The sequence below is a fragment of the Nocardioides sp. NPDC092400 genome (assembly GCF_040684155.1).
In the GTDB taxonomy this organism is placed as follows: Bacteria; Actinomycetota; Actinomycetes; order Propionibacteriales; family Nocardioidaceae; genus Nocardioides.
Genome location: NZ_JBFBFJ010000001.1, coordinates 1,506,254 through 1,517,707, shown reverse-complemented (window position 1 = coordinate 1,517,707; position 11,454 = coordinate 1,506,254). Strand labels below are relative to the sequence as shown.

At 72.7% G+C, this 11,454-nt stretch carries 10 protein-coding genes and 1 pseudogene; all 11 read left to right on the top strand.

Annotated features, from left to right (window positions below):
* Positions 1-228, top strand: a pseudogene (locus AB0N29_RS07500) (alanine dehydrogenase); the annotation flags it as partial.
* Positions 225-1,217: a site-specific tyrosine recombinase XerD gene (xerD, locus tag AB0N29_RS07495; protein ID WP_364865458.1), complete on the top strand. Its 993-nt coding sequence runs from the start codon at positions 225-227 to the stop codon at positions 1,215-1,217. The pseudogene AB0N29_RS07500 and the gene xerD, both read left to right, overlap by 4 nt.
* Entirely contained in the window at positions 1,217-3,811 is a 2,595-nt protein-coding gene (locus AB0N29_RS07490) for a DUF3516 domain-containing protein (RefSeq protein ID WP_364865409.1), read from the top strand. Before xerD ends, AB0N29_RS07490 begins: the two co-directional genes overlap by 1 nt.
* Positions 3,812-3,861: 50 nt before the next feature.
* Entirely contained in the window at positions 3,862-5,262 is a 1,401-nt protein-coding gene (gene zwf / locus AB0N29_RS07485) for a glucose-6-phosphate dehydrogenase (RefSeq protein ID WP_364865407.1), read from the top strand.
* Entirely contained in the window at positions 5,255-7,111 is a 1,857-nt protein-coding gene (locus AB0N29_RS07480) for a glycoside hydrolase family 15 protein (protein WP_364865404.1), read from the top strand. The genes zwf and AB0N29_RS07480 overlap by 8 nt, the downstream gene beginning before the upstream one ends.
* Before the next feature lie 19 nt (positions 7,112-7,130).
* Positions 7,131-7,421 carry a GNAT family N-acetyltransferase gene (locus AB0N29_RS07475; RefSeq protein WP_302266728.1) on the top strand — a complete coding sequence of 97 codons (291 nt, stop codon included), beginning with the start codon at positions 7,131-7,133 and terminating at the stop codon, positions 7,419-7,421.
* Between the two features lie 453 nt (positions 7,422-7,874).
* Positions 7,875-8,690 (top strand): ParA family protein, encoded by an 816-nt coding sequence (locus AB0N29_RS07470; RefSeq protein WP_364865456.1) that lies wholly within the window; start codon positions 7,875-7,877, stop codon positions 8,688-8,690.
* A complete protein-coding gene (locus AB0N29_RS07465; protein ID WP_302266726.1) occupies positions 8,675-9,055 on the top strand; it encodes a hypothetical protein in 381 nt (126 codons plus the stop codon). Before AB0N29_RS07470 ends, AB0N29_RS07465 begins: the two co-directional genes overlap by 16 nt.
* Positions 9,056-9,077: 22 nt before the next feature.
* Positions 9,078-9,944, top strand: coding sequence for a segregation/condensation protein A (locus tag AB0N29_RS07460; RefSeq protein WP_364865401.1), 867 nt, complete (start codon positions 9,078-9,080; stop codon positions 9,942-9,944).
* A complete protein-coding gene (gene scpB, locus AB0N29_RS07455; protein ID WP_364865399.1) occupies positions 9,937-10,650 on the top strand; it encodes an SMC-Scp complex subunit ScpB in 714 nt (237 codons plus the stop codon). Before AB0N29_RS07460 ends, scpB begins: the two co-directional genes overlap by 8 nt.
* Positions 10,647-11,408 (top strand): pseudouridine synthase, encoded by a 762-nt coding sequence (locus tag AB0N29_RS07450; RefSeq protein ID WP_302266723.1) that lies wholly within the window; start codon positions 10,647-10,649, stop codon positions 11,406-11,408. Before scpB ends, AB0N29_RS07450 begins: the two co-directional genes overlap by 4 nt.
* The last annotated feature ends 46 nt before the right edge of the window (positions 11,409-11,454 follow it).

Genomic DNA, 11,454 nt, shown 5'->3' with positions numbered 1-11,454 from the left:
TGCGTGGCGAACATGCCGGGGGCGGTGCCGAACACCTCGACGTATGCGTTGACCAACGCGACGTTGCCCTACGTGGTGGCGCTGGCCGACAAGGGTTGGGCGCGGGCGTGCCGGGAGGACGCCTCGCTCGCGCTGGGCCTGAACACCCGTGCGGGGCGGCTGACCAACGCCCCGGTCGGGGAGGCCGTCGGGATCGACGCGGTCGCGCTCGACGAGGTGCTGGCCTGAGCACCACGCAGCGGGAGCAGCAGGAGCACCCGGAGCAGCACCCGGGACGGCAGCGGGCGAGTGCGGTCGCGCGGGCGGTCCGCACCTACCTCGACCACCTGGCGGTCGAGCGGGGCCTCGCGGCGAACACGCTGTCGTCGTACCGCCGGGACCTGCGCCGGTACCTCGAGCACCTCGACGCCGAGGGGGTCACCGACCTCGCCGGGGTCAGCGAGTCGACGGTCTCGGGCTTCCTGGCGCGCCTGCGCGAGGGCGACGCGGACCACCCGCCGCTCAGCTCGACCTCGGCGGCGCGGACGGTCGTCGCCGTGCGCGGCTTCCACAAGTTCGCGGTGGCCGACGGACTGGCCGAGGTCGACCCGGCCAGCGCGGTGAAGCCGCCGACGCCCGCCAAGCGCCTGCCCAAGGCGCTGCCGCTCGCGGACGTGGAGGCGATCCTGGAGGCGGCCGGTGCGCCCGGGACCGCCCTGGCGCTGCGCGACCGGGCACTGCTCGAGGTGCTCTACGGCACCGGGGCGCGCATCTCCGAGGCCGTCGGCCTCGACGTCGACGACCTCGACGGCGTCGACGGGACGGTGCTCCTGCGCGGCAAGGGCAGCAAGGAGCGGCTGGTGCCGGTCGGGTCCTACGCCCGCGAGGCCGTCGACGCCTACCTCGTGCGCGGCCGCCCCGAGCTGGCGCAGGCCACGTCGCCGACCGGCAACGGCGGCGCGCTCTTCCTCAACGCGCGAGGCGGCCGGCTCTCCCGGCAGTCGGCGTGGGCGGTGCTCGTCAAGGCCGCCGAACGGGCCGGCGTGACCAGGGACGTCTCGCCCCACACGTTGCGCCACTCCTTCGCCACGCACCTGCTCGACGGGGGCGCCGACGTGCGTGTCGTGCAGGAGCTCCTGGGGCACGCGTCGGTCACCACCACCCAGGTCTACACACTGGTCACCGTGGACAACCTGCGTGAGGTCTTCGCGACCGCCCATCCCCGAGCCCGCGACTGATGGCGCGGCTCGAGGTACCGACCACCTCCGACCCCGACGAGGTCTACGACGCCCTGAGCGGGTGGGTGGAGTCCCAGGGGCTCGAGATGTACCCGCACCAGGACGAGGCCGTCATCGAGCTGCTCGGCGGCAGCAACGTCGTGCTGGCCACGCCGACGGGCTCCGGCAAGTCGCTGGTGGCGGTCGGCGCGCACGCCGCGGCGCTCGCCACGGACCGGGTCAGCTTCTACACCGCGCCGATCAAGGCGCTGGTCAGCGAGAAGTTCTTCGCCCTCTGCGAGGTCTTCGGCGCCGACGACGTCGGCATGCTCACCGGCGACGCGTCGGTCAACCCCGACGCCCCGATCATCTGCTGCACCGCCGAGGTGCTCGCGAACCTCGCGCTGCGCGAGGGCACCCGCGCCGACGTGGGGCTCGTGGTCATGGACGAGTTCCACTACTACGCCGACCCGCAGCGCGGCTGGGCTTGGCAGGTGCCGCTGCTCGAGCTGCCCCAGGCGCAGTTCCTGCTCATGTCGGCGACCCTGGGGGACGTCACCGAGCTCGCCTCCGACCTGACCCGGCGCAACGGCCGCGAGACCGCGGTGGTCGACCAGGCCGAGCGTCCGGTGCCGCTGCACCCCAGCTGGTCGCTGACCCCGATGGCCGAGCAGCTCGAGGAGCTGGTCACGACCGGCCAGGCGCCGGTGTACGTCGTGCACTTCACCCAGGCCGCGGCCGTCGAGCACGCCACCTCGCTGCTGGCCGCCAAGAGGATCGAGAGCTCCGACAAGGAGGCGCTGGCCGAGCGGCTCGCCGGCTTCCGGTTCGGTGCCGGCTTCGGCAAGACCCTCGCCAAGCTCCTCAAGCGTGGCATCGGCGTCCACCACGCCGGCATGCTGCCGCGCTACCGGCGCCTGGTCGAGCAGCTGGCCCAGGCAGGCCTGCTGACGGTCATCTGCGGCACCGACACCCTCGGCGTCGGCATCAACGTCCCCATCCGCACCGTGCTCTTCACCGGGCTGGCGAAGTTCGACGGCACCCGGCAGCGGGTGCTGCGCTCGCGCGAGTTCCTGCAGATCGCCGGGCGCGCCGGCCGGGCCGGCTACGACACCGTCGGGTACGTCGTGGTGCAGGCGCCCGAGCACGTCATCGAGAACGAGAAGGCCAAGGCCAAGGCCGAGGCCAAGAACGCCGCGATGAGCGAGGAGAAGCGTGCCAAGCGCAAGTCCAAGGCGCAGCTGAGGAAGGCGCCCGAGGGCGCGGTGGTGTGGACCGAGCAGACCTACGAGAAGCTCGTCGCCGGCACGCCCGAGCCGTTGACCAGCCGGATGAAGGTCGACAACGCCATGCTCATCAACGTCCTCGCCCGCGAGGAGGACGCCTTCCCCGTGCTGCGGCGCCTGGTCCAGGACAACCACGAGGACCGGCGCAGCCAGCTGCGGCTGAGCCGGCGTGCCGTACGCCTGGCCCGGAGCCTGGTCCGCTCCGGCGTGATCACCCGGCTCGACGAGCCCGACGAGCACGGTCGTCGCTACGTCCTCACCGTGGACCTGCCGCCGGACTTCGCGCTCAACCAGCCGCTCGCCCACTTCGCGCTGGCCGCGCTCGACGTGCTCGACCCCGAGGCCGAGGAGCACACCCTCGACATCGTCTCCGTCGTCGAGGCCGTCCTCGAGGCGCCCCGGCAGATCCTCTTCGCCCAGCAGCACGCCGCCCGCGGGGAGGCCGTCGCCGAGATGAAGGCCGACGGGCTGGAGTACGACGAGCGGATGGCGCTGCTGGAGGAGATCACCTGGCCCCAGCCGCTGCGCGAGCTGCTGGAGGCGGCCTACGAGCTCTACCGGGAGGGCCACCCCTGGCTCCCGCCGGTCGAGCAGAGCGAGTCGCTGGCACCGAAGTCGATCGTGCGCGAGATGTACGAGCAGGGCATGACCTTCACCGACTTCGTCTCCCGCTACCAGCTGGCCCGCTCCGAGGGGCTCGTGCTGCGCTACCTCACCGACGCCTACCGGACGCTGCGCCACACCGTCCCCGAGAGCCACCGCACCCCCGAGCTCGAGGACCTCCTGGAGTGGCTGGGGGAGACGGTGCGCCAGACCGACTCCTCGCTGCTCGACGAGTGGGAGGCGCTCAACGACCCCGCGCACGTACGCCGCGACGTGGCCGAGCACGCCCCTCCGCCTCCGCCCCGGCCGATCTCCAAGCAGGACCGGGCCTTCCGCGTGATGGTCCGCAACGCGATGTGGCGCCGGGTCGAGCTGGTCGCCCGCGACGACCTCGACGGCCTGATGACCATGGAGCGCGCCGACGCCGACCGGACCGACCCGCCCGCGGAGGTGGTGATGACCCGCTCGGCCTGGGACCAGGCGATCGAGGCCTACTACGCCGAGCACGACACCGTCCTGCTCGACGCCGACGCGCGTGGTCCCCAGCTGCTGGAGACCCGGCCCGGCGACCCGGAGGAGGGTCGCACCTGGCACGTGCGCCAGACGCTGCACGACCCCGAGGGCCACCACGACTGGGTCGTCGACGCGGTGGTCGACCTCGACGCCTCCGACGAGACCGGTGAGCTGGTGCTGCGGACCCGGGCCTTCCACCGGCTCGGCGGGTAGCCGGCGCGGGGCCCGGGTTTGGTGCAGGGGGCCGCAGGCAAACGGGGGGTGTGACCGAGAACCACCTGCAGCCCCACATCCTCGTGCTCTTCGGCGCCCGGGGCGACCTCGCCAAGCGCAAGCTCTACCCGGGCCTCTACCGCCTGGCTGCCGCCGGCCGGCTCCCCGCGTCGTACGCCGTCATCGGCAGCGGCCGGCACGCGCCGGACTCGCGCGAGGAGTTCCAGGACCTGGTGCGCGACGCCGTCCGGGGCAGCCTCGACGAGGTGGACGAGGGGACCCTCGAGGACCTGGTCGGCCGGGTGTCGTTCACGGCCTCGTCGGCCGACGACGGCTCGGACCTCGCTGCCGCCGTGCGTGACGCCGAGCAGGAGCTGGGTGACGACGTCCGTCGCCTCGTCTACCTCTCGGTGCCGCCGTCGGCGATGCAGGGCATGGTCGGGATGCTGGGGCGCGAGGGGATCGCCGAGCGGGCCCGCCTGGTGGTCGAGAAGCCCTTCGGGCTGGACCTGGAGTCCTCCCGGGAGCTCGACCGCACCCTCAAGGAGGTCGTCGAGGAGGACGCGATCTTCCGCATCGACCACTTCTTGGGCAAGGAGGCGGTGCAGGACATCCTCGCGCTGCGCTTCGCCAACCGGCTGCTCGAGGCGGCGTGGTGCGCCCGCGACGTCGCCTCGGTGCAGATCGACGTGCCCGAGGCGCTCGGCCTCGAGGGGCGCGGCGGGTTCTACGAGGGCACCGGCTGCCTGCGCGACATGATCTCGACCCACCTGTGCCAGCTGCTCGGCTTCGTCGCCATGGACCGCCCCCGCGACTTCAGCGCCGAGGCCCTGCGCGACGCCAAGTCCGAGGTCTTCCGGTCGCTCCAGCCGCTCGACCCGGGGCGTGCCGTCTTCGGCCAGTACGCCGGCTACCGCGACGAGGAGGACGTCGACGACGACTCGCAGGTCGAGACGTTCGTGGCGCTCGAGGCCCGCGTCGACAACGACCGGTGGCGCGGGGTGCCGTTCTACCTGCGCACCGGCAAGGCCCTGGCCGAGGGACGACGCACCATCACGCTGCGGTTCCGCGAGCCCGACGAGCAGCTCTTCGAGCAGGTGGCCTGCCCGCACGAGCTGGTCTTCGAGCTCACCGACGAGCCCGAGGTCAAGGTCGACGTGCGCGCGAAGCGCCCGGGCCCGGAGATGGTCGTCTGCGCGGCGACGATGCGGCTCGACCTCGAGCGCGAGTTCCCCGACGCCGAGCCGCTCGAGGCCTACGAGCGGCTGCTGCTGGACGTGATGCGGGGCGACCAGATGCTCTTCACCCGCGCCGACGAGGTCGACCGGCTCTGGGAGGTCTGCCAGCCGCTGCTGGACGACCCGCCGGCGCTGCAGTCCTACGAGCAGGGCTCGTGGGGCCCCGACGCCGCGCTCGCGCTGGCCGAGGGCGGCTGGCGGCTCGGTGGCTGACCCGGCCGAGCGCGACCAGCCCGACCAGCCCGACCGCCCGGACCGGGGACCGACGTACCCGCCCATCGCCGACCACGGGCTGATCGGCGACCTGCGCACGTGCGCGCTGGTCGACGCCCACGCCACGATCGACTGGCTCTGCGCGCCGCGCTTCGACTCCCCGAGCGTCTTCGGCGCCCTGCTGGACCCCGACGCGGGCTCGTGGCGGATCGAGCCGGTCGGCGGGACCACCACGACCCACCAGTTCTACCTGCCCGACACCACGATCCTGATCACCCGGTTCCACACCGAGGAGGGGGTCGTGGAGGTCCACGACTTCATGCCGGTGCTGCGCGCCGACGACCCCGACCACCGGCAGCGCGTCGTACGTCGCGTGGCGGGCGTGCGGGGGACCAGCCGGCTGCGGATGGTGCTCGAGGCGCGGCCCGACTACGGCCGGGCGGCGGCCGAGGTCACCGAGGTCGAGGGCGGCCTCCTGGTGACCGGCGACGGGGTGCGCCTGGGGTTGTCGGCCACCACGGGCCTGGAGGTCGTCGACGGTACGGTCAGCGCCGAGGTCGAGGTGTCCTCGGGCGAGCACGTGCTGTTCGTGCTCGAGGTGCTCGAGGAGGGCGGCGAGGTGCACCCGGGGGAGCGGCTGGACACCGACGAGCTGTTCGAGGCGACCTCCTCCTTCTGGCGCGGCTGGCTCTCGCAGTCGACGTACGTCGGGCGCTGGCGGGAGATGGTCAACCGCTCCGCGCTCACCCTGAAGCTGCTCACCCACGAGCCGTCCGGCGCCATCATCGCGGCCCCGACGACCAGCCTCCCGGAGGAGATCGGCGGCACCCGCAACTGGGACTACCGCTACGTGTGGATCCGCGACGCCGCGTTCAGCCTCTACGCGCTGCTGAAGCTGGGCTTCACCGAGGAGGCCGCCCGGTTCATGGCGTGGCTCTCCGAGCGGATCGGCGAGGACGCCGAGGTCGATCCCGAGACCGGACCGCTGCGGGTGGCCTACGACATCGACGGCAACGTGCCGCAGGAGCGCGAGCTGGGCCACCTGCGCGGCTACCGCGACTCCGCGCCGGTGCGGGTGGGCAACGCCGCGACCGGACAGCTGCAGCTCGACATCTACGGCGAGCTCTTCGACTCCGTCTACCTGTTCAACAAGTACGGCCCCGGGATCAGCCACGACGCGTGGGCCGACCTCACCCGGCTGCTGTCGTGGGTGATGGAGAACTGGGACCGCGAGGACGCCGGGATGTGGGAGGTCCGGGGCGAGCCGCAGAAGCACACCGTCTCCCGCCTGATGTGCTGGGTGGCGGTCGAGCGGATGATGCGCACCGCCCGCCAGCGCGGGCTCCCCGGCGAGCTGGCCGAGTGGGCGGAGGTCCGCGACGCGATCTACCGCCGGATCATGGACCACGCCTGGGACCCCGACCTGGGCTCCTTCGTCGCCCACGAGGGCGCCTCGACCGTCGACGCGAGCGTGCTGCTCATGCCCATGGTGAAGTTCGTCGCGCCGAACGACCCGCGCTTCCTGTCCTCCCTCGCGGTGGTCGAGGAGCGGCTCGTCTCCGACACCCTCGTCTTCCGCTACGAGCCGGAGGCGACCGACGACGGCGTCGACGGCGAGGAGGGGACGTTCTCGATGTGCTCGTTCTGGTACGTCGAGGCGCTGACGCGCGCCGGCCGGCTCGACGACGCGCGGCTGGCGCTGGAGAAGATGTTCACCTACGCCAACCACCTCGGCCTCTACGGCGAGCAGGTCGGCCTCACCGGCGAGCAGCTGGGCAACTTCCCGCAGGCCTTCACCCACCTCTCGCTGATCAGCGCGGCCACCAACCTCGACGAGGCGCTCGGCTGACGCGACGTACGGTGGCGCCATGAGCGACGAGACGCCCCAGGTCCGCAACGACACGAGCGAGCACCGGTGGGTGGCCGAGCTGGACGGCCGGCTCGCCGGGTACGCCGAGTACCACCGCGACGGCGACACCGTCACCTTCACCCACACCGTCGTCGACGAGGACTTCGAGGGCCGCGGGGTCGGCTCGGCGCTCGCCCGGGCGGCGCTGGACGACGTGCGCGGCGAGGGGTCGGCGAAGGTCGTCGCGCAGTGCTCGTTCATCGCGGGCTGGATCGACAAGCACCCCGACTACCAGGACCTCCTCGCCTGATCCGGGCCGCCGGTGGCGGCGGTCGTCCTCCACAGGAAAGTGCACAGGAGGCGCCCCGCCTGTGCACCTGAGCGGGACCCCGTGCACACGTCGTGCACAGATCCGGGCCGGTGCCTGGGGGATTGCGCCGTCGTGTTGTTGCGCGTCGGAGAGCGGTCCTAGGGTGCGCGGGACGGTCACAAGTCGTGATGTCGACAAACGACCCCGCCGGCAGCGGCGTGGGTCGGGAATCAGGAGCAGCTGATGAGCGATGGTGGGTTCCACGCCGGTTCCGGTGCACCCGAGATGCCGCCCCTGATCCGCACCCCCACCCCGCCCGCGCGACCCGCGACCCCCGTGGAGGACGATTCCAGCGTGACCGAGCCGCTCCCGTTCGAACGTCCCGTCGTCCCCGCCCGCCAGGCGCGGGGGGCGGCTGGCGACGGGCCGGCGCTCGGCCCCACCGGGCGCCCGATGCCGGTGTTCCCGGACCCGCAGCCGCTGGCCGAGCACGGCCACGCCCGCGTGATCTCGATGTGCAACCAGAAGGGTGGCGTCGGCAAGACCACGACGACCATCAACCTCGGCGCCTCGCTGGTGGAGTACGGCCGCAAGGTCCTCCTCGTCGACTTCGACCCGCAGGGCTCGCTCTCGGTCGGGCTGGGCCTCAACCCGCACGAGATGGACCTGACGGTCTACAACCTGCTCATGGAGCGCGACGTCACGCTCGGGGACGTCGTCGTGCCCTCCGGCGTGCCCGGGATGGACCTGCTGCCCTCGAACATCGACCTCTCGGCCGCCGAGGTCCAGCTGGTCCACGAGGTCGCCCGTGAGCAGACGCTGCAGCGGGTGCTGGCGCCGGCGCTCGCGGAGTACGACGTCATCCTCATCGACTGCCAGCCCTCGCTGGGCCTGCTCACGGTCAACGCGCTGACTGCGAGCCACGGCGTGATCGTGCCGCTGGAGTGCGAGTACTTCGCGCTGCGCGGCGTCGCCCTGCTGAAGACCACCATCGACAAGGTCCGCGAGCGGCTCAACCCCGGCCTGGAGATCGACGGCGTGCTCGGCACCATGTTCGACGGCCGCACGCTGCACTCCCGCGAGGTGATGGAGCGGCTGGTCCAGGCCTGGGGCGAGAAGGTCTTCCACACCGTCATCCGCCGCACCGTGAAGTTCTCCGACTCGACCGTCGCGGGCGAGCCGATCACGACGTACGCCTCGAGCTCGGCAGGTGCCGACTCCTACCGCCAGCTCGCCCGGGAGGTGATCGCGCGGTGGCCCGCCGAGTGAGCCTGCCCTCGGCCGACGACCTGTTCCGCCCGACCGCGGTCCCCGACGAGGAGCCCGCGCGCAAGGCGGTCCGCGCCGTCCCCGACCGGCCCGAGGAGCCCTCCGACGCCCCGGCGCAGCGCGAGGACGGCCCGGCGAAGCCGGCCAAGAAGCCCAGCGGCCGGGTCCGCCACGACGAGAAGATGACGGTCTACGTCACCTCCGAGGAGCTGCTCGAGATCGAGCACGCCCGGCTCTCGCTGCGCCGTGCCCAGGGGCTCGCGGTCGACCGGGGCCGGCTGGTCCGGGAGGCGGTCGCGCTGGTGCTGGCCGACTACGAGGCCCACGGCGAGGACAGCGCGCTGGTCCGCCGGCTGAGCGAGTGACGGGCCGGGGGATGACCCGGGGATGACGGCCGTCGAGCGGGAGGAGACCGCGTCCACGGCCGGCTTCGAGCTGCACCTGGACAACTTCGACGGGCCCTTCGACCTCCTGCTCAGCCTCATCGCCAAGCACAAGCTCGACGTCACCGAGGTCGCGCTGTCGAAGGTCACCGACGAGTTCATCGCCCACGTCAAGGCCGGCGGCAGCGTCTGGGACCTCGAGCAGACCACGTCCTTCCTGCTGGTCGCCGCGACGCTGCTCGACCTCAAGGCGGCCCGCCTGCTGCCCCAGGGCGACGTCGAGGACGAGGAGGACCTCGCGCTGCTGGAGGCGCGCGACCTCCTCTTCGCCCGGCTGCTGCAGTACAAGGCCTTCAAGCAGGTCGCCGCCGTCCTCGAGACCCGCCTGGCGGGGGAGTCGCGGCGCCACCCGCGGGCCGTGGGGCTGGAGGAGCGGTACGCCACGCTGCTGCCCGAGGTGCTCATCGGCATCGGGCTCGAGCAGTTCGCCGCGCTGGCCGCCAAGGCGCTCGCGCCGAAGCCGGGCCCGCCCGAGGTGAGCCTGCAGCACATCCACGCCCCTCGGGTGAGCGTGCGCGAGCAGGCTGCCCTGGTGGTCGACCGGCTGCGGCGTACCGGCACGATGACCTTCCGCACCCTGTGCGGCGACAGCCCCGACACGCTCACCACGGTGGCGCGGTTCCTGTCGCTGCTCGAGCTGTTCCGGGAGGGAGCGGTCGCCTTCGACCAGGTCACCCCGCTCGGCGAGCTGACCGTGCGGTGGACCGGGGACGACGACGCGGACGTCGACGACCTGGTCCGCGACGAGTTCGAGGGTGCGCCGCCGGCGGACCACCCGCCCGCAGACGAGGAGGCCGGTTCGGATGAGTGAGACCAGCACGGACCACGGCCCCGGGGCCGAGACGCTGGAGGTGCCGCTCGTCGACCTGCGCCCGGCGCTGGAGGCGGTGCTGATGGTCGCCGACCAGCCGCTCGACGTGCCCACGTTGGCCGCGGCCGCCGGCCACCCCGCGCCCGACGTGACGGCCGCGCTCGCGCAGCTCGCCGCGGAGTACGACGAGCAGCAGCGCGGCTTCGAGCTGCGCAACGTCGCCGGGGGATGGCGGTTCTACACCCGCGAGGCGTTCGCCGGGGTGGTCGAGCGCTTCGTGCTCGAGGGCCAGCAGGCCCGGCTCACCCAGGCGGCGCTCGAGACCCTCGCGGTGGTCGCCTACAAGCAGCCGGTGTCCCGGGCGCGGGTCTCGGCCATCCGCGGCGTGAACGTCGACGGTGTGATGCGCACCCTGCTCAGCCGCGGCCTGGTCGAGGAGGCCGGACAGGACCCCGAGACCGGTGCGAACCTGTACCGCACCACCGCCTACTTCCTCGAGCGGATCGGCGTCACCTCGCTGGACGACCTGCCCGAGCTGGCGCCGTACCTGCCCGACATGGACGACCTGGAGGACGAGCTGTCCGAGATGAGCGCCCCGGCGCCCGAGCCCCCGACCGAGCCCGAGCACGATCCCGAGCACCTTCCCGAGCCGGCCCCGGAGACGGGGCCGGGCACCGAGCCCGACGGAGGGACCGAGCCCGCATGAGCACCGGAGGCAGGGAGATCCAGACCGACGAGGACGGGCTGGTCCGGCTGCAGAAGCTGCTGGCGCAGTCCGGCGTCGCCTCGCGGCGGCGCTGCGAGGAATTGATGCTCGAGGGTGCGGTCGAGGTCGACGGGGAGGTCGTGACGCGGCTCGGCACCAAGGTCGACCCGCGCACCGCGGTGATCCGTGTCGAGGGAAAGCGACTGCCGCCGGTCTCGGCGCACGTCTACCTCGTGCTGAACAAGCCGCGCGGCGTCGTCTCGACGATGTCCGACCCCGAGGGACGCCGCACCTTGCAGGACCTCGTCGACGACCGGCCCGAGCGGCTCTTCCACGTGGGTCGCCTCGACACCGACACCTCCGGTCTGATCCTGCTGACCAACGACGGTGACTTCGCCCAGCGGATGGCCCACCCCTCCTACGAGGTCGACAAGACCTACGTCGCGGAGGTCGAGGGCGAGGTGTTCCGCCGCACGACCAAGGCCCTGCTCGAGGGCGTGACCCTCGAGGACGGCCCGGTGACGGTGAAGAAGGTCCGCGTCGTCGAGACGTACAAGGACCGGTCGATCGTCGAGCTGGTCATCCACGAGGGCCGCAACCGGATCGTGCGCCGGCTGCTCGACCACGTCGGGCACCCGGTGCGGCGGCTGACCCGGACCGCGATCGGCCCGGTGCAGCTCAAGGGCCTGGCCCCCGGCGAGCTGCGCGACCTGACCCACGACGAGCTCGGCGAACTGCTGGACTCCGCGAAGCTCTGACCGGCGGCCGCCGGCGACGGAGGGCGGTGCCCGGCGGTGGCGGCGC

Bases quoted from the DNA above. Each gene is read 5' to 3' on its own strand.
- AB0N29_RS07490 (WP_364865409.1), top strand. From the start codon at position 1,217: ATGGCGCGGCTCGAGGTACCGACCACCTCCGACCCCGACGAGGTCTAC.
- AB0N29_RS07475 (WP_302266728.1), top strand. From the start codon at position 7,131: ATGAGCGACGAGACGCCCCAGGTCCGCAACGACACGAGCGAGCACCGG.
- AB0N29_RS07470 (WP_364865456.1), top strand. From the start codon at position 7,875: ATGCCGGTGTTCCCGGACCCGCAGCCGCTGGCCGAGCACGGCCACGCC.
- scpB (WP_364865399.1), top strand. From the start codon at position 9,937: ATGAGTGAGACCAGCACGGACCACGGCCCCGGGGCCGAGACGCTGGAG.
- AB0N29_RS07460 (WP_364865401.1), top strand. From the start codon at position 9,078: ATGACGGCCGTCGAGCGGGAGGAGACCGCGTCCACGGCCGGCTTCGAG.
- AB0N29_RS07450 (WP_302266723.1), top strand. From the start codon at position 10,647: ATGAGCACCGGAGGCAGGGAGATCCAGACCGACGAGGACGGGCTGGTC.